25 protein-coding genes are annotated in these 23,038 nt (G+C 70.2%); 14 read left to right on the top strand and 11 right to left on the bottom strand.

All coding sequences use genetic code 11. From position 1 onward, the window contains the following. Positions 1-8: 8 nt before the first annotated feature. The 5 genes from B0I29_RS29060 to B0I29_RS29080 all read left to right on the top strand — a co-directional run bounded on the left by B0I29_RS29060 (position 9) and on the right by B0I29_RS29080 (position 3,586). The gene (locus B0I29_RS29060) at positions 9-497 is read left to right on the top strand and encodes a PadR family transcriptional regulator (RefSeq protein ID WP_111652290.1); all 489 of its coding nucleotides are present in this window, start codon (positions 9-11) and stop codon (positions 495-497) included. Further along, positions 494-853 (top strand): hypothetical protein, encoded by a 360-nt coding sequence (locus B0I29_RS29065; protein ID WP_111652291.1) that lies wholly within the window; start codon positions 494-496, stop codon positions 851-853. Before B0I29_RS29060 ends, B0I29_RS29065 begins: the two co-directional genes overlap by 4 nt. Before the next feature lie 173 nt (positions 854-1,026). After that, entirely contained in the window at positions 1,027-2,421 is a 1,395-nt protein-coding gene (locus B0I29_RS29070; RefSeq protein WP_111652292.1) for an FAD-dependent monooxygenase, read from the top strand. Between the two features lie 22 nt (positions 2,422-2,443). Then, positions 2,444-3,097 (top strand): hypothetical protein, encoded by a 654-nt coding sequence (locus tag B0I29_RS29075; RefSeq protein ID WP_111652293.1) that lies wholly within the window; start codon positions 2,444-2,446, stop codon positions 3,095-3,097. 180 nt (positions 3,098-3,277) lie between these two features. Beyond that, positions 3,278-3,586 carry an NIPSNAP family protein gene (locus B0I29_RS29080; protein ID WP_111652403.1) on the top strand — a complete coding sequence of 103 codons (309 nt, stop codon included), beginning with the start codon at positions 3,278-3,280 and terminating at the stop codon, positions 3,584-3,586. 3 nt (positions 3,587-3,589) lie between these two features. Here B0I29_RS29080 and B0I29_RS29085 read toward each other — a convergent pair whose 3' ends face one another. Both B0I29_RS29085 and B0I29_RS29095 read right to left on the bottom strand, forming a co-directional pair. Beyond that, positions 3,590-4,030, bottom strand: coding sequence for a hypothetical protein (locus B0I29_RS29085; RefSeq protein ID WP_111652294.1), 441 nt, complete (start codon positions 4,028-4,030; stop codon positions 3,590-3,592). A gap of 331 nt (positions 4,031-4,361) precedes the next feature. After that, complete coding sequence (locus B0I29_RS29095; RefSeq protein WP_111652295.1) at positions 4,362-4,598, bottom strand: hypothetical protein; 237 nt, start codon at positions 4,596-4,598, stop codon at positions 4,362-4,364. 100 nt (positions 4,599-4,698) lie between these two features. On the opposite strand from B0I29_RS29095, the gene B0I29_RS29100 reads away from it, so the two are divergent. From B0I29_RS29100 to B0I29_RS29110, 3 genes are all read left to right on the top strand, one after another. Beyond that, positions 4,699-5,673: a DUF1152 domain-containing protein gene (locus B0I29_RS29100; protein ID WP_111652296.1), complete on the top strand. Its 975-nt coding sequence runs from the start codon at positions 4,699-4,701 to the stop codon at positions 5,671-5,673. 137 nt (positions 5,674-5,810) lie between these two features. Further along, complete coding sequence (locus B0I29_RS29105) at positions 5,811-6,956, top strand: GAF domain-containing sensor histidine kinase (RefSeq protein WP_111652297.1); 1,146 nt, start codon at positions 5,811-5,813, stop codon at positions 6,954-6,956. Between the two features lie 53 nt (positions 6,957-7,009). After that, positions 7,010-7,765, top strand: a complete 756-nt coding sequence (locus tag B0I29_RS29110; protein WP_146616915.1) for a hypothetical protein — start codon at positions 7,010-7,012, stop codon at positions 7,763-7,765. A 55-nt stretch (positions 7,766-7,820) separates the two neighbouring features. Here B0I29_RS29110 and B0I29_RS29115 read toward each other — a convergent pair whose 3' ends face one another. Both B0I29_RS29115 and B0I29_RS29120 read right to left on the bottom strand, forming a co-directional pair. Further along, positions 7,821-11,270, bottom strand: a complete 3,450-nt coding sequence (locus B0I29_RS29115; protein WP_146616916.1) for an NACHT domain-containing protein — start codon at positions 11,268-11,270, stop codon at positions 7,821-7,823. Positions 11,271-11,376: 106 nt separating this feature from the next. Beyond that, positions 11,377-12,498, bottom strand: coding sequence for an FAD-dependent oxidoreductase (locus B0I29_RS29120; protein WP_111652300.1), 1,122 nt, complete (start codon positions 12,496-12,498; stop codon positions 11,377-11,379). 83 nt (positions 12,499-12,581) lie between these two features. Here B0I29_RS29120 and B0I29_RS29125 point away from each other — a divergent pair, with 83 nt between their 5' ends. Beyond that, positions 12,582-13,148: a TetR/AcrR family transcriptional regulator gene (locus B0I29_RS29125; RefSeq protein WP_181558017.1), complete on the top strand. Its 567-nt coding sequence runs from the start codon at positions 12,582-12,584 to the stop codon at positions 13,146-13,148. Between the two features lie 20 nt (positions 13,149-13,168). On the opposite strand, the gene B0I29_RS29130 is transcribed toward B0I29_RS29125, so the two are convergent. Then, positions 13,169-13,942, bottom strand: a complete 774-nt coding sequence (locus tag B0I29_RS29130) for an isocitrate lyase/PEP mutase family protein (protein ID WP_220091421.1) — start codon at positions 13,940-13,942, stop codon at positions 13,169-13,171. Positions 13,943-14,039: 97 nt separating this feature from the next. On the opposite strand from B0I29_RS29130, the gene B0I29_RS29135 reads away from it, so the two are divergent. Next, positions 14,040-14,435: a VOC family protein gene (locus B0I29_RS29135; protein ID WP_111652302.1), complete on the top strand. Its 396-nt coding sequence runs from the start codon at positions 14,040-14,042 to the stop codon at positions 14,433-14,435. 190 nt (positions 14,436-14,625) lie between these two features. Here B0I29_RS29135 and B0I29_RS29140 read toward each other — a convergent pair whose 3' ends face one another. After that, a complete protein-coding gene (locus B0I29_RS29140; RefSeq protein ID WP_111652303.1) occupies positions 14,626-14,976 on the bottom strand; it encodes a VOC family protein in 351 nt (116 codons plus the stop codon). A 429-nt stretch (positions 14,977-15,405) separates the two neighbouring features. Next, complete coding sequence (locus B0I29_RS29145; protein ID WP_111652304.1) at positions 15,406-15,957, bottom strand: TetR/AcrR family transcriptional regulator; 552 nt, start codon at positions 15,955-15,957, stop codon at positions 15,406-15,408. Positions 15,958-16,068: 111 nt separating this feature from the next. Here B0I29_RS29145 and B0I29_RS29150 point away from each other — a divergent pair, with 111 nt between their 5' ends. After that, positions 16,069-17,469, top strand: coding sequence for an FAD-dependent monooxygenase (locus tag B0I29_RS29150; RefSeq protein ID WP_111652305.1), 1,401 nt, complete (start codon positions 16,069-16,071; stop codon positions 17,467-17,469). Here the strand turns inward: B0I29_RS29150 and B0I29_RS29155 are convergent. Genes B0I29_RS29155 through B0I29_RS45955 form a run of 3 tightly spaced genes read right to left on the bottom strand, consistent with a single transcriptional unit; the run spans position 17,396 to position 19,132 of the window. Further along, positions 17,396-18,271: a hypothetical protein gene (locus B0I29_RS29155; RefSeq protein ID WP_111652306.1), complete on the bottom strand. Its 876-nt coding sequence runs from the start codon at positions 18,269-18,271 to the stop codon at positions 17,396-17,398. The two genes, B0I29_RS29150 and B0I29_RS29155, sit on opposite strands and share 74 nt — an antisense overlap. A 22-nt stretch (positions 18,272-18,293) precedes the next feature. Further along, positions 18,294-18,746 (bottom strand): alpha/beta hydrolase family protein, encoded by a 453-nt coding sequence (locus tag B0I29_RS29160; protein ID WP_111652307.1) that lies wholly within the window; start codon positions 18,744-18,746, stop codon positions 18,294-18,296. Further along, the gene (locus tag B0I29_RS45955; protein WP_181558018.1) at positions 18,743-19,132 is read right to left on the bottom strand and encodes a VOC family protein; all 390 of its coding nucleotides are present in this window, start codon (positions 19,130-19,132) and stop codon (positions 18,743-18,745) included. Before B0I29_RS45955 ends, B0I29_RS29160 begins: the two co-directional genes overlap by 4 nt. Positions 19,133-19,189: 57 nt before the next feature. Between B0I29_RS45955 and B0I29_RS45960 the strand changes: the two genes are divergently transcribed. Continuing rightward, positions 19,190-19,516: a hypothetical protein gene (locus B0I29_RS45960; protein WP_181558019.1), complete on the top strand. Its 327-nt coding sequence runs from the start codon at positions 19,190-19,192 to the stop codon at positions 19,514-19,516. Here the strand turns inward: B0I29_RS45960 and B0I29_RS29170 are convergent. After that, on the bottom strand, positions 19,434-20,459 hold the full coding sequence (locus B0I29_RS29170; RefSeq protein ID WP_181558020.1) for a hypothetical protein: 1,026 nt from the start codon (positions 20,457-20,459) through the stop codon (positions 19,434-19,436). The two genes, B0I29_RS45960 and B0I29_RS29170, sit on opposite strands and share 83 nt — an antisense overlap. Before the next feature lie 111 nt (positions 20,460-20,570). On the opposite strand from B0I29_RS29170, the gene B0I29_RS29175 reads away from it, so the two are divergent. Both B0I29_RS29175 and B0I29_RS29180 read left to right on the top strand, forming a co-directional pair. Then, on the top strand, positions 20,571-21,032 hold the full coding sequence (locus B0I29_RS29175) for a (2Fe-2S)-binding protein (RefSeq protein ID WP_245972796.1): 462 nt from the start codon (positions 20,571-20,573) through the stop codon (positions 21,030-21,032). Continuing rightward, on the top strand, positions 21,029-23,038 hold the full coding sequence (locus tag B0I29_RS29180) for a xanthine dehydrogenase family protein molybdopterin-binding subunit (protein ID WP_111652310.1): 2,010 nt from the start codon (positions 21,029-21,031) through the stop codon (positions 23,036-23,038). The genes B0I29_RS29175 and B0I29_RS29180 overlap by 4 nt, the downstream gene beginning before the upstream one ends.

Raw genomic sequence — 23,038 nt, forward strand, 5'->3', positions numbered from 1 at the left:
TCGCGGCCTTGTCGGATACTAGTGCGGATTGCCACGCGACCAACCGGCTCCTGGCCTCCGGCGACATCGAGGTCGCCGACACGATCCGGGAGGCCGGTCGCCCCGAACGTACCGTCTACTCCCTCACCGACCAGGGCCGGGACCGGCTGCGGCAGTGGGTCGGCGTGTTGCTGCGCGAGCCCGATCCCGACTCGGCCCTGTTCACCGCCGCACTCAACTACGCCGGCTGCCTCACCCCGACCGGCGTCGCCACCGAGCTGCGCGCCCGCCACACCTCGCTCGCCCTCGCGGTCGAGACCGCCGGCCAGTCGCTGGGCCTGGCGCTGCCGCGCCTTCTGCTTCTCGAGATCGAGTACGACCTGGTACGCCTCAGCGCGGAACAGACCTGGGTGAAACAGCTCCTCGCCGACCTCGATGCGGGCCGGCTGACCTGGCCGGCGATTCCCGGCGACATCGCCGACGTCGAAGCGCTCATGAGAGACGAGGGTGCACCGTGAAGAAACTGTTCGAGTCCTCCGCGACCGTGGCCGCACCGGTCGAAGCCGTTCGAAAGCTGATCGACGACGGCTGGGTGACCGGCGCGTTCCTGGGCAGCGACACAGCACGGGATCACGTCGACGTGGACCACCAGCCCGGCACGGCCGGCTTCCAGGGCCACTGGTGGTACCGGGGCGAGATCACCGCCTCCCCGGCCGGCCCGGGGACCACGCTGACCTACCGTGTCTACAACATCGCGGCGAAGGCCGCCTGGGCCGTGCCATTGGCGAACCGGCTCTTCATCGGCTATCAGAAGACCGTCGACGACGGCGTCGCCGGTCTGGCCCGCCGGATCGAGGACCATCTGCGCGCCTGAAAAGGATTGGACGCGGCGATGCCCGGCTGTACCTTGCAGCTGACGTGACGCCGCTTGAGGAGGTGAGACCCATGGATTCTGTATCGATGTGGGTGCTCCCCCTTGCCGTCACGGTCGTGCGACTGACGTAGGTGTCGCCGGGAGCGCCCCACCACTCCCGAAAGGCACCACCCATGTTTGACGTGATCATTGCCGGCTGCGGCCCGACCGGCGCGGTCCTCGCCGCCGAGCTGCGGCTGCACGACGTACGCGTGCTCGTCCTGGAAAAGGAGACCGAGCCCGAGTCGTTCGCCCGCATCGTCGGCCTGCACGTGCGCAGCCTCGAACTGCTGGCCATGCGTGGTCTGCTGGACCGCATCCGCGAACGCGGACGGCAGCGCCCGGCCGGCAGCTACTTCGCCGCCAGCGACAAACCCGCGCCCGAGAGCCTGGATTCCGCGTACGCCTACCTGCTCGGCATCCCGCAGCCGGTCATCGTCCAGCTGCTCGAAGAGCACGCCGCCACGCTGGGCGCCGAGGTCCGGCGCGGTGACGCGGTGACCGGTCTCGATCAGGACGACGACGGTGTCACCGTCGAGCTGGCCGGCGGGGAAAAGCTGCGTGCCCGCTATCTGGTCGGCTGCGACGGCGGGCACAGCACCGTCCGCAAGCTGCTCGGCGTCGGCTTCCCCGGCGAACCCGCGCGCAACGAGACGCTGATGGGCGAGATGGCCGCCGAGAACGTGACCACTGTCGGCGACCGCCGGGTCAGCATCCGGCCGGTCGGCGCCGGGGTCTACCGCGTGGTCGTCCCCGCCGAGGGGATCAGCGACGAACCGCCCACCATCGAGGACTTCCGGGGCCGGTTGCGGGCCCTCGCCGGGACCGACTTCGGCGTGCACTCGCCGCGCTGGATGTCCCGCTTCGGCGACGCCACCCGGCTCGCCGAGCGCTATCGGGTGGGGCGGGTCCTGCTGGCCGGCGACGCGGCGCACATCCACCCGCCGATCGGTGGGCAGGGTCTCAACCTGGGTATTCAGGACGCGTTCAACCTCGGCTGGAAACTGGCCGCGCAGATCCGCGGCTGGGCGCCGGACACGCTGCTCGACACGTACCAGGCCGAACGGCACCCGGTCGCCGAGGACGTCCTCGACAACACCCGCGCCCAGACGGAGTTGCTGGCGGCCGGGCCGGGCCCGCAGGCCGTCCGCAGGCTGTTCACCAGGCTGATGGACTTCGACGAGGTGAACCACTATCTGACCGAGAAGATCACCGCGACCGGCATCCGGTACGACTTCGGCGCCGGCCCCGGCCTGCTCGGCCGCCGCATGCCCGACATCGAGGTGAAGCAGGGCAACCTCTACCGCCTGCTGCACCGCGGCCGCGGTCTGCTGCTCGACCGCACCGAACACCTCACCACCGGCGCCTGGTCGGACCGCGTCGACCAGCTCACCGACCCGGCAGCCGCACTCGACGCCCCCTGCGTCCTGCTGCGCCCCGACGGCCACGTCGCCTGGATCGGCGACGACCAGCGAGACCTCGACGCCCACCTCACCCTCTGGTTCGGCAAGCCCGTGGGTACGCCTTAACCGGCGATAGTAGGGTCCGGCTGTGCCGTCTCATCCGCTTCTCCGTCTCTACCGTGATGCCGCTGACGGGGTCTTCCCACCCGTCGACGGCGGGGTCACCGTGCTGCCGGCGCTGGCCGGCGGCCTGGAGTGCTCGGTCGCGTTCACCGGGCACGCCGTCATCGCGACGTCGCTGGCAGCCGGCGAGGTTCAGGGGCGGAAACCGGACGGGTTCGGCGGGTCGATGGCACCGGACTTCCTGCGCTTTCTCGCCGGTGCCGCGGGGTGGATCGGGGTCATCGACGCGACCCTCGTCAACCGCGGCTCCGGCGGGACCGCACGGCTGGCGCCCCTCGACGACGCGCACGAGCATCCACGGGTGCGGTACGCGCTCGACGTGCGTACCGACGTGAAGGTCTTCGGCGACGAACGAGGGCTCGTCGCCGTCGCGGACGGGCTGGCCGGGCGCACCGAGCTGAGCATCGAGCTGACCGACGTCGGCGAGGGCGGGCGAGGGTACGGGCGCTCGCTGATCGCCGACGCGCTCACGCTGGTGCCGGAGGGTGAGCCGGTCTTCGCGGCGGTCTCCCCCGGCAACGCCCGGTCCCTGCGCGCGTTCCTCGCGTCAGGCTTCATCCCGGTCGGCTCCGAGTGCCTGATCCGGCCCGCCCGGGACCCGCACAACCCCGGCGCATGAGGCGGCCCGCCAACGCTGATCACCTTTAGCGGGCGGGCCGTTGATCTCTCCGCGACGGCGGCAGGCGATCGCATCGTGGAGATCGAGGCGGTGGCGAACCGTGAACCTTCCGCGGGCAGTCGTTTCTGGCTGTCACGTTCGAGTTCCGCGACTGAGCCGGGTCGTACCTATGCTGGCTCGGTGATCACATGCGTCGTGCACTATGTCATCGACCCGGGGCAGATCGAGGCGTTCGAGCGGTTCGCCCGGGAGTGGATGCGGCTCGTGGCGCAGCACGGCGGCGTCCATCACGGATATTTCCTGCCCGCCGAGGGTGCCAGTGATCGGGCCGAGGCGCTGTTCAGCTTCGCGAGTCTGGCCGCCTATGAGCAGTATCGGGCGCGGTTCGGACAGGACCCCGAGTTCGTCGCGGCGGACCGGATCCGCGACGAGTCGGGGTGCGTGCTGCGGTATGAGCGGACGTTCATGCGCCCGCTGCTGCCCGAGTAGAGCTCAGCGCCGGCCGGTGGACAGCGCCACCAGGAACTGGCCGCCGCCCGCATCGACGCTCGCGGTGACCGGCAGGCCGGGCACGAGGCGGGAGAAACGGTCGACCAGCCAGTCCGCCGCTTCCTGGGCGTCCTTCTTGTTCGGGCAGCGGGCCACCAGTTCGCGGCCGCCCTTGCGTTCGAGGCGCTCCGCGACGGTGATCAGCGGGGCGGGTTCGATCACGTGCAGCCGGTCCGGCCAGGCGATGACCACTTTGACCGCACCCTTGCGGGTGTTGCAGGCGCGGTGCGCGAGGCGCTCAGCGATCTTGGCCTTGCGGTCGGCGGTACGGCTGTCGACGCTGGGACCACGCGGGTCGTTGACCGGCATGTCCGCGTCGACCGGCTCGTCACACACCCAGCAGCGCCAGTGGTCACGCTCAGCAACATCCTCAAGAAGACTCACCCGGACAAACTATCCTGCCCGCTCCGCGCCGGGTTGAGCGCGGACACTCCCGGGATCCCAGGATCCTGTCCGGCGGGCTGTCCGGGTTGTCCCGGGCGCCACGCAGCAGCCGCGACAGCCATCCAAGATCCACCAAGCAGCGTGTCGAGTTCGGGTGCGGAGCGCACCCCAAATCGACACGCAGGACCTGCTCCCCCACGCGCGTGTCGAATTCGGGTCCGGAGCGCACCCTAAATCGACACGCGGGGCGGCGGCTGCTCGACGGTCTGCCCGAGATCCGGCTTGAGACGATCCGCCGCACCACGTCACCGGCCGGGTAACTGCTGGCCGGTTACCGTGTCGTCCGCCGTTCGTAGCTCACCGCCACCGCACGGTCCCCCGCAGGCAGGCTCTCCTGTTTGGGCGTACGCATGCGTTGGGCTTGATGGCCGGTGAGGAGCAATGCCGTACACATGCAGACCGCGACCGACGCGGTGAGCGTGAGCAGCGACCCCGCGGGGTGGCGGCGGGACCGGTGGAGCAGGAGCAGGTGCGCGACGAGGACCGCCGCGCCGATTACGAGTGTCACCGGTCAACGGTGGTCCGCGCGCCCGCGAACCGCCGCTGTTTTGACGAGTCGTAGACGCCGGCGGCGGCACCTTTGACGGATCTTTGATACATAGGACGTGATGACTTCGCTGAGCACGCCGCCGTTGTTCGACGCCCTGTCCGACGCTGAGAACGTTCTGATCTCCGGGGCGGGCGGTGGTTTCGACGTCTACGCCGGCCTGCCGCTCGCCCTGGCCCTCCAGGATCGCGGCGCCACCGTTCACCTGGCGAACCTGTCCTTCACCCCGCTGGAACTGATCGCCCTGGAAGCCTGGGCCGCCCCGGACCTGGCCTTGATCCGCCCGGACACCGCCGGCTCCGACGACTATTTCCCCGAGCGGACCCTCGCCCGCTGGCTGGCAGCCAACGCAGCCAACGCAGCCAACGGCCTTCGGGCCGAGGTCTACGCCTTCCCCAAGACCGGTGTGCAACCGCTGCGGGCGGCGTACCAGTACCTGGTCGACAGCCTCGGGATCGACGCGATCGTGCTGGTCGACGGCGGCACCGACATCCTCATGCGCGGCGACGAGGCCGGGCTGGGCACACCGGTCGAGGACGTCACCAGCCTCGCCGCGGTGGCCGGCCTCGACGTCGGGGTCAAGCTGGTGACCTGTCTCGGGTTCGGGATCGACGCGTTCCACGGTGTCGTGCACAGCCAGGTGCTGGAGAACCTCGCCGCCCTCGACCGGGACGGCGCCTACCTGGGCGCGCTGTCGATCCCCAGCACCAGCCGGGAGGCGGCGCTCTACCGGGCCGCGGTGGCGGACGCGCAGGCCGCGACCCCGCTGCGGCCCAGCATCGTGAACGGGCAGATCGCCGCGGCCGTGGGTGGCGAGTTCGGGGACGTGCAGTTCACCCGGCGTACCCAAGGCAGTGCTCTGTTCGTCAATCCGCTGATGGCGGTCTATTTCACGGTCGGGCTGGACGCGCTCGCCGCCCGCTGCCTGTACCTGGACCGCATCGAGAACACCCTCGGCATGCGCCAGGTCGCCTCCCGGATCAGCACGTTCCGGGACGAGATCGCCACCCGCATACCGCAGGCATTCCCGCACTGAAGAACGCGCCGAAAGAACCCACTGAAACGGCGCACTGATCGGCTCCCGGATCGCTACCCGGCTTTCGTGCCAGGCGGCGACCCCCGCGCCGATGGTTGCGGTTGCCTGCCCTGACCCGCGACGAAGGACCGAGGACCATGACGGCACTGCAATCTGTCGACACGCCGTTCCTGGCTGCCGAGCGTTACCGCGCCGCCCTCGCCGAGGTGCCCGAGGTTCTCGAACTCGCCGCCGAAGCCTGTCAGGCCCCGATGGCCGCGCTCAAGGTCATCGGTGGGGGCAGCGCGCACTACGCCGCCACGCTGGGTATCCGTACCCGGGTCGACATCCCGCACAGCATGTCGCTGTGCGAGATCGTGTCCAGCGCCGACCGGCCGATGATCGTGGACGACGCCACCCTGCACCCGCGGCTGTCCTCGCACCCGCTCGTGGCCGGGTCGGAGCACGTACGGTTCGTCGGCGCGGCCCCGCTGCACCACAACGGGCAGATCGTCGGCGCACTGTGTGTCTTCGACGACGCGCCGCGCGGGCGTGACCCGGAGGCGACGAGCCGGCTGCTGTCCCGGATCGCCCGCCGCGTCGACGCCGAGACCGGGCTGCGGCACACGCTGACCCACCAGGCGTTCCCGCTCGCCGTGGACAACGACGACATCGTGTCGGCGATCTCGCACGAGATCCGCACCCCGCTCGCCAACATCCAGGGCAGCCTGGAACTGCTCACCGCCACCCCGGGGGCGATCGCGCCCGGGTTCGCCCGCCGCATCGACGCGATCAACCGGAACGCGGCCCGCCTCTGCCGTACGGTGGACAGCCTGCTGCGCGCCGTCGACCACCAGTCGCAGGAGCCGATCGGCGAACCGCGCGTGTTCGACCTGCGGACCATGCTGACGGCGGTCCACGACGAACGGCTGCGCCTGGACCTGCCGGACGCGCCGGTCTGGGTCACCGCCGACCCGTGCCTGCTGGAGGTCGCGATCGGTCACCTGCTCACCAACGCGCTCTGCTTCGGCGGCCCGGACCAGCCCGTCGAGGTGACCCTCACCGACTTTCCGCGGCCCACGCTGGTCATCCGCGACCACGGTCCGGGTATGCCGGAATCCGAGCTGCAGCTCGCCGGGGTCCCGTTCGCCCGCGGCGACCTGGCGATCCGCGACCAGATGCCCGGCCTCGGCCTCGGCCTGTCGATCAGCCGCCGGATCCTGGAGGCCCAGGGCGGCGTCCTGCACCTGGACAGCGTCGCCGGCGAGGGCGTCACCGCCCGCATCATGCTGTCGGGGGCCTGACACGAGACGAACGCGGGACATCGAAACTGGCCGCGGTCCCCTACTGTCACAGCGTGATGGTCGTCGCCATGGTGGCGTTCTGTGCGGGCGGCATCCTGGTGGGTGGCGCGGTCATCTTCCTGCTGCTCATGCTCGGCGACCTCCGAGCGTTGTGGACGCTGCGCCGCACCCCGGTCGCCCCGCTCGGCACCGCCCGGGGCCGGGTCGCCTGTGAGGGCAGCATCGAGTACGGCCCGGACGGCCCGCAGATCGCCCCGGCCAGCGGCGAGGACTGCGCGTGGTACCGCGTGACGCTGGTCCGCGAACCCAGCCGCGCGTCCTCCGACGACAGCCACGACGTGCTCCTCGAGATCACGTCACCGTCACCGCCGTGCCTCGCTGACCCGTCGGGACGCGTACCCATCGATCCTCGCCTGCTGGACCAGGGACGCACCCTGCACGCTCCGGCGCAGAGTGAGCCAGGCGCCCTGATCACCACAGATCTGGAACACCGCGTCGACCATCCGGTGCGCATGCCGCACATCGTCCCGCCCGACGTCGTGCGCGACCTGCGCCCCAGCGAACGCCTCCGCCTCACCGAGGTCCGCGTCCCGAGCGGCGTGCCGGTGTTCGCCCTGGGCCGCATCACCGCGGCCGGCCTCACACCGAGCCTGGCCGGCCTGTCACTGCTCACCACGGACACCCGCGCGCAGGTGATCACCACCCGCCGCGAGTCGATCGGCATGGGCGGCACGCTGGTGATCTGGTTCGGCCTCGCGGGCCTCATCCTCGCCACCGGCTCCGCCGCCTGGCTCCTCACCACGGCCTGAGCGGTTCGCTCACCCTCCATTCTCGGGTACGCCCTCAGAGCCGCGTGGGTACGCCCTAAGCCCCGCCACGTCGCCACAAGGGTTCACCCTCCTCCACCGCATCGAGCCAGGCTTGAGCATCGGTATCACCGGCGTCGGCGTTCCTTCGCATGAGAGCGGTCGCCTCGTCGAGCCGGCCCTGCTGCCCGAGCAGATTGGCGAGCGGCCAGAGCAGCCCTCCGTTGTCGGCAACCTTCGCCTGCAGCAGTGCCACCGCCTCGTCGGCGCGGCCCGCGGCGACCATCTGATCGATCCGCCAGGATTCCGCGTCCGAGTCGCCGGCATCGGCCAGGGTGTTGATGTCGTCGTCCCGGCCCGCCCGGGCCAGCAGATCCACCAGGTCCCGGCCGCGGAGGAGGGTGATCGCCTCATCGACGCGACCACGATCGAACAGCTCTCGTGTCACCGTCTGCCGGTCGCGGGCGTCCTCCGGGAACTCGCGCACCACCTGGACCGCCTCGTCCAGCTGCCCCTGCCGGACCAGCAGCGCCACCAGCCGGTCGACAGTGTTGCGCCGGCCGGTGGCGACCCGGGATCGCAGGAACGTGATCGCGTCGCCGGCACGGGAACCGGCGACAAGCCGGTCAACGAGATCGTCGACCACATGCGCGGGTACCACGTCCGGCTGGTCGTTCATCACCGCCAGCGCCTCATCGATCCGATCGGCGTCGATCAGCAGCTCCGCCAGGTCGGCGGCGGCGCGCTCGCCGGGCTCCTTCCGCAGCACCGCGACCGCCGCATCGGTGTCACCCTGGCGCGAGAGCACGTGGGCGAGCCATCGACCAGCGCCTTTCGCTCCGCGGCTGTATGCCGCCCGCACACGCCGGAGCGCGGCGTCCTGATGTCCGTATTCCAGCAGCAACGAGTTGAGCTTCTGGGAGCCGTGGTCCGCCTGCCGTCCCAGGGCAGCGAGCCACGCCTCGGCGTCCGCGGTCCGGCCCGCTGCGACCAGGTGGGTCAGGAACGCGTTGATGCTGAAGATCTCGCCGGTCTCCGCGATGGCCCTCAGGTCGTCGAAGCGGCCGCTGCTGACCAGCCGCTCGACAAGAGGCATGTCGGCATCGCCACGGCTGATCGCGCGGCTGACAGCTTCGTCCAGTTCGCCGGCTCCGGTGAGGTGCCGCATCAGCGTCCGCTCGGCGGCCTTGTCACCGCCGTCGGCGCGGGATCGCAGCTCGTCGATCCTGCCGTGCTCGGCGAGGAGCCGGGCCAGGTGCTCGCGGTCGCTTCGCGCCGACTTCCGCTTGTCCGCGCCGGCCTCCCGCAGAATCTCGAGTGCCTGGTCGAGGCGCCCTTGCTCGGCCCAGAGGTCAGCCAGCTGGTTCGCCACGTAACGGTCGCCACCGTCCCAGCGCCGGCGCAGGACGTCGATCACCTCTTCGGTACGCCCGAGCGTGGTCAGCATGGCGGTCAGGCGCCCGGCAGCGGACTCGTCGCCGCGTTCCCAGCGATCGCGGGTGTCCTCGACGGCCTGTTCAAGGGCGAGATGGTCCTGAAGCAACACGTGCCGGAACTGGTAGGTGGTACCGGCCCGCCGGAGCACCGCTCGCCCCCGGTGAGCGTCGTCGAGAAAGCGACCCAGCCTCAACGGCAGCCGACCGGCGAGCACGAGACGCAGCTGGGTGAGCCGGAACTGCAGCCGCCGCCATCCACCAGATGCCACCGCCGCGGTGGTCCCGTAGACGACGACAGTGGTCACGACACCGGCTCTGTCCTGCCTCGTCAGCAATGCGAAAGCAACACCGAACGTGGTTTTCGTGAGTGCGCTGAGCCCGATTGCCAGCCAGCTCATCGACCCGTATGTCAGGCGGCGGAGCATCAGGTCGAGCTCGTTCCGGAGTAGCCCCTTCATCGAGCTCAACAGCACCTGGAACAGCAGCACGCCCAGCGTCGCCACGAGAACGTAGTCCAGGTCCCGGAGGAGAAAGCCCGTCGCGAGGCCACAGGCCACCACCGTCGTGGGAAGAAACGTGGACCTTCTGAACCACCAGCGTGACCACCGATGTGCTCGTGACGTCTCCACCGCCGCCACCCCGAGGACGCCCCAGGCGATCCCCGTGGTGAGCACCAGCGTCACCAGCACCACGTCGGCCAGGCGGCCGATCGCAGCACCGGCCGGCGCCGCGCAGCCCACGATGAGAAGCATTCCGGCAAGCACCGTGCCGGCCCGGGCAACCCGAGGGTGACGAGCGAGCAGGTCCGGTTGGATCTCGAGCCAGTGCAGGTCCCGGGTACCTCGCTCGTACAGGTGGTAGGCGATCGTGGACAACCACCGCCGTGCCTTGGCCGGTAGCTCGCCGCCCTTCGGCTCCTCGTATGCGGCTGTCACGAACACGTCCATGAGCCGCCGGGATACCGCCTCCTGCCTGGTGAATCCGAGCAGCTCACTGGGCTGATGCGGATCGGCGCGATAGGCGCTGCGGGCCAGCGCGATCATCAGCGGACTGGTCAAGGTCCGTGAGACCGGGGCATCGGGGTCCGAGCGCATCTTCTCGAAGACCGGTTCCCACAGCGCCCGGCGCATCTCCGGGTAGGACAGGTACGCCATCGCCATCGGCGCCTCGACCGGCTCGATCTCCACCACGGCGGCGCTGGTCAGGATGGTGCCGCCGGAGCGCACGGCGTCCTCGTACTCGGCTGCCCGGCTCGTGACGACGAGCTGGTGGCCGTGCAGGCCGTAGGCCTCCAGCTGGCGGACCGCCTCGCCGCGCTCACCGGCGGGCAGCTCGTCCAGGCCGTCGAGGACCGGCAGGATGCGCCGGTGCTCGAACAACCAGCGCGCGGCACGGTCCGGATCGCCGGCGTCGGCCAGGACCTTTCGGTACGCGTCAGCAAGCCGCCGTGCCAGGAACCCCTCCAATGAGGCGGAGCGTGCCCGCCACTCGTTCACGGCGATCAGGACCGGCACCGGCTGGCCGTCCTCGGGTTTCTCCAGCATGCCCAGGGCCAGGAGCATGGCGAGCACGCTCTTGCCCGCGCCGGGGTCCCCGAGGATCACCATCTGGCGATTCGGCAGGTCGCGGAACCGGGTGACGATGCCGGCGGCGTCGCCGTCCAGGATCAGGGGCAGGCCGGCGCCGGCTGTGCCGTCGCCGAGGACCGCGTCCCAGCCCGCTGCCGGGCGGCCCGTCGCCGACCAGCGGACCATGATCGGGGCCGGGTTGCGGGCCTGGCGGTAGACCAGTTCGGCGCGCAGGGTGTTGTGGATGGCTGCGGCGAGTTCGGCGGTCAGCCCGGTGGCGTCGTTGACCGTGCTGCGGGACCGGGCGAGCTTCTCGACCAGGACGATGACGACGCCGAGCACACCCACCGGCAGGGCGGCGATGTTGGCCCACCCGGTCCACCTGTCGAAAGCCTCCTTGGCCGCGGCCAGGCCGGCCGGGTCGGCGTCCGGCCCGGACAGACGCGCCACGGCCAGGTCGGCTGCCAGGGCCTGCAGCAGGAAGACCACGCTGCCGATGGACACGGCGACGATGAACAAGATCCACCCGAGCCGTCTCGCACGCCGCCACCAACGCCACACACAGCGCATCATGGCCGATACCGGCCGGTTCGGCGTCCGCCGAACGGGTTTACTGGTTCTGCCGCTCGATGGCTCGCCGGACGAGGGTGCGGATGCCGGGCAGCGTGATCGCTCGCATCGTCACCTCGCTGAGCCACACGTGGAAGCGGGTCGGTGGTGCGAATTGGAGCATGCCGCGCTGGGCGGCCGCCTGGCGTTTCACGACGGTCGGGCGCAGAGTGGCCTCCCATGCGGTGAGGGCTTCCGGAATGGTGTCGTGGCGCTGGAGTGCGTCGCCGAGCTGGTCGGCGCCGGCCAGGGCGAGGGCCGCGCCGTGGCCGGCGAAGAGGGTCACGCACCAGGCGGCGTCGCCGATGAGGACCACGCGGCCGTTGCTCCATCGCGGCATGACGACCTGGCTGACCTTGTCGAAGTAGACGTCGTCGGGAATGCCCTTCTCTGGCCACGCGAAGGCGACGTCCCCGAAGGACGATCGCAGCGCCTCGGCCGGCCCCATCGCCAGTTCGGCGCCCGGGTCGGCGCAGCGATAGGTGAAGAACGCCGACGACCGTTCCGGTCCGAGGTTCACGGTCGCGGCCGTCCGGCCCGGGCCGATGTAGGTGGTCGCGGAACCCTCCGGCGCGTCCTTCAACCCAAAGGCGGCCACTACGTACGGGAAATCGACCCGGAAATCGTCGCCGAACACCGCCGTCCGGGTCTGCGAGTGCACCCCGTCCGCTCCCACGACCAGGTCGGCGTCCTCGGTGGTGCCGTCGGAGAGCTCTACGCGTACGAGATCGGGGTTTTGATCGATGGTTTTGACTGTTGTCGCGAAGCGGAACTCGGTGTTCACGGCGTCGAACAGGGCCGCTTCGAGGTCGCCGCGGAAAACGGTGAGCAGGCGCGGGCCGACCGCGGCCTCGGCGACGGCGGCCGGGACCGTGAATTTGGGACGGCCATCGGCGTGGACGAGCACGGTGGTGAAAACGCCGACCGCTTTTGATCGCAGCGCCGGCAGTAGGCCGAGCGTGTCGGCGGCGTCGTAACCGGGCCCGAGCAGATTGACCATGTACCCGCTGCTGCGCCGGGCCGGGGCGCGCTCCACGACGAGGGTCCGCCAGCCGTCACGCTGGAGCCGCAAGGCTGTGGCCAGGCCGGATATCCCCGCTCCGATGATCAATGCGCGCTTCATGGTGGCACTCTCCCTAGGTATGAGCATTTGCTCAAACCACTATGAGCGTTTGCTCATCCCGGCGCAACGCCTAGGATCGGGGTATGCCACGCGGAGTCGCCGTCCCTGAGCCACGGCAGCATCTGTTCGCCGCGCTGGAGCGCGTGATCGCCGCCGAGGGTCCGCTGACCAGCCGTGCCGTGACGCACGAGGCCGGGGTCGCGACCGGGCTGCTTTTCACGCACTTCCGCAATTTCGACAATTTCCTCGCCGGCTACGGGGTGGATCGCAGCTTTCAGATCGCTGACGCACTCAGCGGGCTGCCGGGGCGGTTCGGGCGCGGGACCGTGGCGGGCAATCTCGCCGAGGCGGTGCTCGGACTGCCGTCGCCGGCGGTGCGGACGCTGGTCCGGCTGACCGCTTTTCATCCTTCGCTGATCGCGGAGATCGAGGGGGTGCTCGGTGCGGGGAGCGCCGGGGTGCGAGCGGTCGAGCGGGTGACCGCGGACTATCTCGCGGCCGAGCAGCAGCTGGGCCGGGTTCCGGCCGGTGCAGACACCGCCGCGCTGGCGTTGGCCGTGGCGGCGGTGGTGGCGTTCACCGACGAGCCCGGCCTGATCGGCCGGGCTGTCGCGGCGTTGATTCCGGTTGTCGCGGTCAGATCCGGGTGAGAGTTTTCCTGCTGTCTCGGTCAGCTCCGGGGGAACAGTGCGTTGAGGTCGGGGTAACTCGCCGCGCCGTCGAGCGAGTCGAACGTGCCCTTGGTCAGCGCCTCCTGCGCGGCGCGCTCGACCAGGCCGTAAGCCGCCTGCGCGATCGACGAGCCGAGGCTCACCCGCCGGACGCCGGCGTCGGCCAGTTCGGCGATCGAGGGGCTGCCCGGGCCGGCCATCGCGTTGACCGGCAGTGGGGAGGCGGCGGTCAGGGCGCGCAACGCCGCCAGATCCAGCAGGCCCGGGACGAACAGGCAGTCCGCGCCGGCCTCGGCATAGGCGGCGGCTCGCGCCAGGACTTCGTCCAGCGCTCCACTGCCGAACAAGAACACGTCGGTACGCGCATTGATCACGAAACCGGAGTCGCCGGCTGCCTGACGGGCGGTTCGGATCAGTGTGGCCTGCTCGTCGATCGGGCGTACCGCGTCCTCGATGTTCGCGCCCACCGCACCCGCGGCGATCGTCGCACGGACGGCGGCGGCGACATCCCCGTAGCCACTCTCTATGTCGGCGGTGACCGGCACGTCGACGGCCGCGCTGATCCGGCGAACCGCCGTCAGCATCTCGTCGAGAGTCAGCCCTTCGCCGTCCGGGCGGCCCAGCGACCAGGCCACGCCGGCGCTGGTGGTGGCGACGGCTTGCGCGCCCGCGCGGACGACGAGGGCGGCGCTGGCCGCGTCCCAGGCGTTCGGCAGCACCAGAACGTCGCCTCGCTGGTGCAGTTCCCGGAGGATGCTCGCCTTGTCAGTCATGCCGGCCAGTCTTCCGGCAGACGGGCGTCGAGGCTGGCGGTTTTCGGCCATCGTCATGGGCAGTCTTTCGGCCATGAGGATTGGGCATAGTGGGAGCATGACCAGTCGCATCGCTGTGATCGCCATCGACGCGCTCGACCCGCACCGCATCGCCGAGTTCTGGATGGCGGTGTTCGGCTGGACGGTCGTCGACGAGGACGACGAAGTGATCAGCATCGGTCCGGCTGACGGCTCCGGGCCGGCGATCGACGTGGCGCGGGTTCGTGAGCGTAAGCAGGTGAAGAACCGCCTCCACCTGGACGTACGCGCGGACGGCACCTCGCAGCAGGACGAAGTGGCGCGGCTGCTGACGCTGGGCGCCCGCCCGGCCGACGTGGGTCAGCCTGCCGACGCGTCCTGGGTGGTGCTCGCCGATCCGGAGGGCAACGAGTTCTGCGTGCTGTCCCGCTCAGTACAGGACGTCACCGGCTCGCCTGGTCCTGCCACCACGTGACCAGGCGTTCCGCGCGGATCTCGTCGTTGACGAGGTCCCGGAGGTCGCCATCGGTGGATAGGCAGACCATCACCGGACCCAGCAACGAGGAACGGTACCGGCGCGTCCGCACGGTCCTCCTCGACCTCGCGCCGGGCCAGTCGCAGCAGCAGATTTAGCGGCATCTGATCCGGATCGGGCAGAGGGACGCTCACGGTTGTCCGGCCGGGGCTCCGCCGAAGCCGATCTCGTTGCCGTCCGGATCGCGGAAGATCGCTTTGCGTACGCCGTTGTCGTAGGTCTCGACCTCGGCCGGCTCCAGCCCTCGCCCGGCGATGCCGGCGATCCGCGCGTCGAAGTCGCTGACGAACACAGTGGTCATGGCGTGCCCGGCGTGGTCGGGCCGCACTTCGATGTAGAGGTAGCGGTTCTCGGCGAGTTCCCACACCGCCTCGACGTCGTTGGGCAGGAACGCCGGCGGTTTGCCGAGAAGGCGCTCATACCAGGCCACCGCCACGGCGTAGTCACGAACCGGAACGCCCGCGAACAGGTCAACGCTCATAGGTCCAGGCTAGAGCCGCTTCGTCGGCGCGGTCCGCGTGGATGAGGTCGCACGCAACCGCACTGTGCGACCTCATCCACGCCAGGGCCGGGACAGGAGCACACGCACGCACTCCGTGCGGCGCTGTCACCGCTGCCGGCCTCGTCCGTGTTCTCGCGCCTCGGCCGTGTTCTCGCGCCTCGGCCGGCGATCCGTGGCTCCGGAAAACGGTGGGCAACCATCGCTCGGGGATCTTGTGAGCTTCCGCCGCCGCACCAGCCACAAACTCACAAGATCCATCGCGACCCCGACAAGTTCCGGCGCGAAGGCAAGCCGGCGCGAAGGCAAGCCGGCGCGAAGGCAAGCCGTCCCAAAGCGAGCCGTCCCAAAGCGAGCCGTCCCAAAGCGAGCCGGCGCACGACAGCGAGACCCCTCCCCCGGGACGCCGCGTCAAACCGCCCCGGTCAGGTAACGCTGGATCGTGGGCGCGAGCCAGCCGACCGCCGCCTCCCGATCGAGCGCGACCACCGGCGGCAACCGCAGCACATAACGACACAACGCGAACCCCAGGATCTGCGTCGCCACCAGCCCGGCCCGGGTCGGCACCTCCGCCGGATCCGGCGCGTGGCGAGCAACGACCGGCCCGACCTGCTCGGCGAAGATCGCCGTGATCCGCGAGACGGCCGCGTCCTGGCTGACCGCGGCACGCAGCAGCGCCACCAGCGTGCCGTCCTCCTCCCACCGCACCAGGAAATGCCCGACGAGGCGTTCACCCAGTGACGACGCCGGCACCTCCCGCAGGTCAGGCAGCCGCAGGTCGAACTCGGCGGCCGCGGCGAACAGGCCCTCCTTGTTGCCGTAGTACCGCATCACCATCGACGGGTCGATGCGGGCGTCGGCCGCGATCGCCCGGATGGTCGCCCGCTCGAACCCGTCAGCGGCGAACCGCGAACGGGCAGCGGCCAGGATCGCGGCGCGGGTGTCGTCAGAGCGGCGAGGCATACCCGCAACCCTATGCCAACACTCGTTTGCCAACAATTGTTGACTTGATCTCGCATCGACTTCTACCGTTGCCAACAAGCGTTGGCATTCGCACACCACGAGGAGAGAATCATGATCGCGATCATCGGCGCCGGCCCCACCGGACTACTGCTCGCCGGCGACCTCGCCCAGGCCGGCGTCCCGGTCACCGTCTACGAGCGCCGCACCGGCACCTCGAACCTCACCCGCGCCTTCGGCGTGCACGCCCGCACCCTGGAACTGCTCGACGCCCGCGGCCTCGCCGACCGGATCGTCGCCGCCGGTGCGAAGGTCGAGCGGCTGCGTCTGTTCGACCGGATCCGCCTCGATTTGTCGAGGCTGCCGTCCCGCTTCCCCTACCTGCTGATCACCCCGCAGTACAACGTGGAGCGGGCTCTCGAAGAACGCGCCGTCAACGAAGGGGCCCGCATCGTCCGCGGCGCCGAGCTCACCACCCTGACCCAGGACGACGACCAGGTCACGCTCACCTTCACTGACGGTCACACCGCCACGGCCGACTACGTCGTCGGTACGGACGGTGTGCACAGTGCCGTACGCAAGGCTCTTGAACTGCCGTTTCCCGGTAAGGCCATTCTCACGTCGATCATGCTCGCCGATGTGCGGCTGACGAACCCGCCGGAAGACGTTCTCGCGGTCAACGCGGTCGGCGACGCGTTCGCGATGGTCGCGCCGTTCGGCGACGGCTGGTACCGGATCTTCGCCTGGGACCGCCGCCACCAGGTCAGCGACGACACCCCGATCACCCTGGGTGAGATCAGTGACGTCACCCGGCGTGTGCACGGCACCGATTTCGGCATCACCGAGGCGCGCTGGCTGTCCCGGTTCCACAGCGACGAGCGGCAGGTCCCGCAGTACCGGATCGGCCGGGTCTTCCTCGCCGGCGACGCCGCCCACGTGCACTCCCCGGCCGGCGGGCAGGGGATGAATACCGGACTTCAGGACGCCGCGAACCTCTCCTGGAAACTCGCCGCGACGGTCACCGGGCACGGCGAGGACGGCTTGCTCGACTCGTACCAAAAGGAGCGTCACCCGGTCGGCGCCATGGTGCTGCGCAGCAGCGGCGCCCTGATCCGGATGGCCATGCTGCGGTCGCGCCCGGCGCGCCTCGCGCGCAACACCGCAGGTCGCGCCCTGCTCGCGCTCCCCGCCGTCGCGCGGCGCGCCACCGGCACGATCTCCGGGATCGGCATCGGCTATCCGGGCGCGCCACGCGCGGAAGATCTGCCGCTACGCGGCGGGGAGCGCCTCTACGAGGCGCTGCGCGAGGGCAGGCACGTGCTGATCACTTCCGGTCCCACCCTGGGGTACGCACCAACCCTGCGCGTGGCAGCCCCGGAGACCGACACCGGCGAGGCGATCCTGGTCCGCCCCGATGGGTACGTGGCGTGGCGCGGTCCGGTCAGTGATCCCGCAACACTTTCACGGCTTGCACCGTGGCGTACCCACGCCACTCCAGAGCGGCAGCCGGGCTGAACGTCTGGAAGCTGACGTCCCAGCCGCCGTCGTCGTGCTGCTGGCCGGCGAGGCGATCCCGGTCGGCGGCGATGGCGTCACCGCTGAAGAAGACCCGCGAAGCCGCGCCGGCCCGCGGGGTGAAGTCGAGCGGATAGAGCACCTCGTCGTCAGCCCCGCCGGCCACCGGCGTCGGCCCGTCCAGGCGCACGAACCCGGTGTAGCGTTCCAGCAGCTTGTGGGCCTGCGGCAGGTCGTCGGCGACCGCGTCGAGGAAGAGCATCGAGAACATCAGCTCGATCGCGTGCGGCGGCTCCTCGACCCCCTCCATGGTGTCCAGGCACCAGGTGGTCGCGGCCGCGAGCCACGGGTGTTTCGCCACGTCGGGCCGGATCTTCGCCAGCTGCTGCGCGTGCGCCGCCAGCTGCGTCGTCATCGTCACCGACGAGGCCGGGTCGGCGGCGACCCAGTGCGGGGCGCAGCCGTACGTGTCGGCGAACGGCAGGCTGAACGCCATCCCACCGTCGTCGTTGGAATGCTCGGCGAGCCAGTCGAGCAGGTGCGGCACCCGGTCGGCGCTGGTGTCACCTACTTCGACGATCACTTCGAGAGCGTGCATGGCACCAACCGGCTGACTCGTGGTGGAGCGCAGGTCCGGTTCGAGCGCCCAGCCGTACCCACCGTCGGTGTTGCGGAAGCCGTCCAGCGCGGCCAGCACCGCGGCCGGCGACCCGTCGCCGTTCAGGTGGTGGAGCCGGCGCCGTTCCAGGGTCCGGGCATGGGTGGCGATGAACGAGACCGCAGCGTCGAGATCGAAGTCCATACGACCATCCTCGCACCGAGCTCTAGCGTTTGCAGCGAGGTGCCACGTGGGACAGCACCCGGGACCACATCGGCGTGAGCAGGTCGTGTCCGCCGTCCGGGTTCATCTCCAGCCGGGCGTGCGGGATCCGCTTCTTCCACAGGCCGGCGTGCCGAGAGCCGGTCAGCGGGTCCTTCGTGCCGAATAACAACAGGGTTTTGGCGGGGACGTTCGTCTCCGCCGGAACATACGGCGTCGCGATCAGGACCACTCGGTCCACAATCCCGGAGTGCCGGGCGGCGAAAGCCAGCGCGGCCAGGCCCCCGTCTGACCAGCCCACGACCCCGACCGGCCCATGGTGATCCAGATCGTTGCCGGTCTCGTCGTCAGCGACAAGGGTGACGCCCCGCGCCCAGGTCAGCTCGGGGTTCGGATCGGTACCGGAGCCGAACAGCACGACGGCCCGGTCGGTGGTTCCCTCCACCAGGAGCTTCATCGGGTCTCGTTGATTTCGATGAGGTGGCCGTCCGGGTCGCGGAGGAAGGCTCGTACCTCGCCGCCCCACTCCGGCTCGAACGGCTCGCCGAGCAGGCCGACGCCCGCCACGACGAGTTCGGCGCACGCCCGGCGGCAGTCCTCGACCTGCACGACGATCGCGGCGGCCACGGTGGGTGAGAGGGCGTCCGGCGCCCGCAGCACCACGTCGGGCCGGTCCGGCGGCGGGTCACCGGGCGTGGCCAGGTGCAGAATCCCGGTGCCGTTGACCAGTTTCGCGTAGGTGGACCACTCGGTGGCCACCTCGAAACCCAGCCGCCGATAGAAGGCGACGCTGGTCGCGACGTCCTTCACCACCAGAAGAGGAGCAACACCCGAAGCCCGCACGCCCGGAACCGTAACATCGGTGAGCGCAAATCTTCCGCCCCTGGCAGACTGCCACGCATGGGATTCACCCTCATGCACCGCGACGGCGACATGGAGGACGGCGACGTGTCCCGGATCCCGGACCTGCTCGCCGAGCTCGACGAACCCCGCGACGACGAGCATCCCGACATCGCCATCTCCGACGACGACACGGCGTGGAGCCTGTCGGCGTTCCAGGGCGGTCTCGTGGTGTGGGAGAACGTCGAGGACTCCGCGGAACCACATCACCTGGCGAACGTCGCGCGAGCGGAACTCCACCGCATCATGCTGCTGGTGGCGGAGGGTCGTCTCGATGAGGTCGGCCGGCTCGACTGGCAGCCGGGTTACCACCCACCGGCACCATAGAGGCCTCGGGCTTGGGCCGGAACAGCAGCGCGAACGGCCACAGCAGCAGCACGAGCACGGCGAGCACCAGATATTCCGCCATCGGGACCCGCAGCACCTCGTGGAGGTGGCTCAAGCCTTTCCACGAATAGACGGCAACCGCTGCCACCAGATAAATCCCGAATATCGCCCAGCGTGCGCCCGCGCCCAGTCCCAGCCCGTGCATCTGGGTGATCACGAAGACCGCGAGGAAGCCGAACAGGAACTTCGGCCACGCGCCGTCCAGGCCGGAGTTCATCACCGCGACAAGCGTCCCGTGCACCACCACGAGCAGTTCCAGCGTCAGCGTCCACCAGCGATTCGTGTGCGCGGTCGTGAAGATCAGGCAGCTCTGCAACAGCAGCAGGAACATGTAGAAGAACCCGATCAGATGGCCACTCGTGCCTTCCATCGGGTGATACCAGAAGGTGTAGATCGCGGCCCAGCTGAAGAGATAGCCATGGTATTTGCGAGCGAAATCCGCCACCACCGCAGGGATCGGCGCGCGTTTGCCCGCCACCAATCCCCGCCGCCGGTTCTCCATCAGCAGGACCACGACCAGCAGCAGCACGACCGAGCCCTGCGAGCTGAAGATGGACACGTCCTGGGCCAGGCCGTCATAGAAGAAATGACTCTGCAGGGCGTGCAGGCCGATAAATGCGAGATTCGCGCCGATCGCGAGGACGTTCAACCCTTTGAGACCGCGTGAATATCGAAAAGCGCGCGTCTGCGCGTACCAAATGAGGCCCCAGGAAACGATCTGGTGGGCGGCATAACCCAGCCAGGCGGAAAGCCTGGTCCAGGCCGTCGGTTCGGGCAGTTTCCAGTAATACCAGCTGGCACCCTGATCGGGCAGCGGTGTCACATCGTGCAACGTCTGCCCGACCAGCCACACCAGGCCGGTGAGCAGGGCGACCGCGGGCACGCCGAGGAGAAGCGCGCGTTCACTCCGGACCGGTGTCTCGTTGACCACGAGAGGCAGTATGGCGGATGCTCAGCAGGCTGAACAATGGGCGTACATCAATGGGAGGCCGCAGTGAGCCGATACCGGTTGCGCGTCAACGGGAAGCGCCGGACCGTCGACGTCCCGGCTGACACGCCATTGCTGTGGGCGCTGCGCGAGGAACTCGGACTGACCGGTCCGCGTTACGGCTGCGGCGTCGGCGCGTGCGGCGCCTGCGTGTCGCTGATCGGCGGAGAGGCCGGGCGGCCGTGCGTCGTCACCGTGAGTGAGTCCGACAAGACCGACATCACCACCATCGAAGGGCTCCAGGACCACCCGGTCCAGCAGGCCTGGCTCGAACTCGACGTCGCCCAGTGTGGTTACTGCCAGCCCGGCCAGATCATGACCACGGTCGCCCTGCTCGCCCGGCACCACGACCCGACCGACGCGCAGATCGACGAAGCCCTCCGGGACAACGTCTGCCGCTGCGGCACCTACCCCCGCATCCGGGCCGCCGTCCACCGCGCCGCCGCCCTCGCCCGAGGCCGGAAATGATCACCCGGCGGCGCCTGCTGGGCGCGACCGGAGCGCTGGTCGTCGCCGCACCCTTGGTGCGGAGCCAGCTTGGGTACGCCGATGAGCTCACGCCGTCCGTCCACGTCCGCATCGACGGCCGGGGCCGCATCATCGCCACCGTCCCGAAGCCGGACACCGGCCAGGGCGTCCGCACGATGGCCGCCATCCTGATCGCCGAAGAACTCGCCGTCGAGGTCGCCGACGTGACCCTGGAACAGGCGCCGGGCGACACGGCCAGGTTCGGCCCGCAGACCATCCAGAACTCGACGTCGAGCCGGCAGCTCGCCCAGCCGCTGCGTACGGCCGCGGCGACCGCCCGCTGCCTGCTGGTCACGGCCGCCGCGAACCGCTGGGGAGTGCCGCCCGGCGAGTGCGCGGCCCGCGCCGGCCGCGTCGAGCATCCCGGTCACCGGGCGCTCCCCTACCGGGCGCTGGTCGCCGACGCGGCGAAACTGGACCCGGCCACCGTTGCGGTCACGCTCATTCCACCGGAGAAGTGGCGGCTGATCGGGCGTACCCGGGCAGGCCGTTCCGACGCGCGCGACATCGTCACCGGCCGTGCGAAATACGGCGCCGAGTCGGCACCGCCGGGCGCCCTGATCGCGGTCGTGGCGAGACCGAAATGGATCGGCGCGCAGGTGGACACCGTCGACGACGCGGCGGCCCTGGCGGTCCCGGGTGTGGTCGCGGTGGTCCGGCTCGTCGCACCGGCCGGCGGTCAGGGCGGCGTCGCCGTGGTGGCCCGGTCGACGGCCGCGGCGCTCCAGGGCCGGGCCGCGCTGACGGTGACCTGGACCGGCGGCACCCCGGCCGCCGACAGCCGCACGTGGATCGCCGATCTGGAAGCGGCGTTACCCCCGGTGACCGGCAAGCCGGACATCCAGCGGATCTTCCGGCTGCCGCTGCTGGCGCACGCCGCGATGGAACCGATGAACGCCACCGCGCACGTCACCGACACCGGCGTCACCGTGTGGGCGCCGACCCAGGACCCCGGCGGCCTGCGCACGATCCTGTCCCGGCAGCTCGCCCTGCCCGAATCCCAGATCACCGTGCATCCGACGCTGGCCGGCGGCGGGTTCGGCCGGCGGATCGAACCGGACCCGGTCTTCGAGGCGCTGACCTGCTCCCGCGCGGTGGGGGCACCGGTCTCGGTGCGGTGGACCCGCGACGACGACACCCGGCACGACTCCTACCGCCCGATGTCGGTGCACCGCCTCGGCGCCACCCTGGACGCGTCCGGCCTGCCGGTCAGCCGGTTCCACCAGGTCGCGACGTGGCCGCTGACCGTCGTACCGATCTTCAACAACCCAATGCTGGTGAAGGCGAGCGGCGACCATTTCCCGTACTCGGTGCCCGGCGACGTCTCGGTGACCCTGCGCCTGGCGCCACTGCGCACCGGTTTCTGGCGGGCCGTCTACGCCGGCCAGTTCGGTTACGCCGAGGAGTGCTTCCTCAGCGAGATCGCGCGACGCGGCGGCCACGACCAGGTCACCGCGCGACGCACGCTTCTGCCCGCCGACTCGCGCCTGCGGCGCGTGCTCGACACTGCCTCGGACCATCATGGGTACGCCGATGGCGCCGCCTGCCATCTCGATTACGGCTCGGCCATCGCGGTCCTCGTCACCGCTGACCCGGTCGCCCGGAAGGTGATCCGGGTGACTGCGGCCGTCGACGTCGGCGTACCGGTGCATCCCTCCGGCGTGATCGCCCAGGTCGAAGGCGGTGTGCTCGACGCCGTGTCCACCGTGCTCGGCGCGCAGATCACGGTCCGCGAGGGCGCGGTGGTCCAGTCGTCGTTCCGTGACTACGCGTGGGCCCGGATCGGCGACTGCCCCGAAATCACCGTGATCGTGGTGCCGTCGGACGCCCCGATCGGCGGCCTCGGCGAGCTGGCCTATCCCCCGGCGGCGGCCGCCATCGCCTCGGCCCTCGCGGCGGGCGGCGACCCGGTCAGCGGGATGCCGTACGGGATCGGAGTAGGTTGA

Source organism: Actinoplanes lutulentus (assembly GCF_003259845.1).
Taxonomy (GTDB): domain Bacteria; phylum Actinomycetota; class Actinomycetes; order Mycobacteriales; family Micromonosporaceae; genus Actinoplanes; species Actinoplanes lutulentus.

Coding starts and splice junctions, on each gene's coding strand:
- B0I29_RS29145 (WP_111652304.1), bottom strand. CDS start 15,957: ATGCCTCGCCGCTCTGACGACACCCGCGCCGCGATCCTGGCCGCTGCC.
- B0I29_RS29070 (WP_111652292.1), top strand. CDS start 1,027: ATGTTTGACGTGATCATTGCCGGCTGCGGCCCGACCGGCGCGGTCCTC.
- B0I29_RS29130 (WP_220091421.1), bottom strand. CDS start 13,942: ATGACTGACAAGGCGAGCATCCTCCGGGAACTGCACCAGCGAGGCGAC.
- B0I29_RS29140 (WP_111652303.1), bottom strand. CDS start 14,976: ATGAGCGTTGACCTGTTCGCGGGCGTTCCGGTTCGTGACTACGCCGTG.
- B0I29_RS29100 (WP_111652296.1), top strand. CDS start 4,699: ATGACTTCGCTGAGCACGCCGCCGTTGTTCGACGCCCTGTCCGACGCT.
- B0I29_RS29135 (WP_111652302.1), top strand. CDS start 14,040: ATGACCAGTCGCATCGCTGTGATCGCCATCGACGCGCTCGACCCGCAC.
- B0I29_RS29155 (WP_111652306.1), bottom strand. CDS start 18,271: ATGGACTTCGATCTCGACGCTGCGGTCTCGTTCATCGCCACCCATGCC.
- B0I29_RS29120 (WP_111652300.1), bottom strand. CDS start 12,498: ATGAAGCGCGCATTGATCATCGGAGCGGGGATATCCGGCCTGGCCACA.
- B0I29_RS29160 (WP_111652307.1), bottom strand. CDS start 18,746: ATGAAGCTCCTGGTGGAGGGAACCACCGACCGGGCCGTCGTGCTGTTC.
- B0I29_RS29125 (WP_181558017.1), top strand. CDS start 12,582: ATGCCACGCGGAGTCGCCGTCCCTGAGCCACGGCAGCATCTGTTCGCC.
- B0I29_RS45960 (WP_181558019.1), top strand. CDS start 19,190: ATGGGATTCACCCTCATGCACCGCGACGGCGACATGGAGGACGGCGAC.
- B0I29_RS29180 (WP_111652310.1), top strand. CDS start 21,029: ATGATCACCCGGCGGCGCCTGCTGGGCGCGACCGGAGCGCTGGTCGTC.
- B0I29_RS29150 (WP_111652305.1), top strand. CDS start 16,069: ATGATCGCGATCATCGGCGCCGGCCCCACCGGACTACTGCTCGCCGGC.
- B0I29_RS29105 (WP_111652297.1), top strand. CDS start 5,811: ATGACGGCACTGCAATCTGTCGACACGCCGTTCCTGGCTGCCGAGCGT.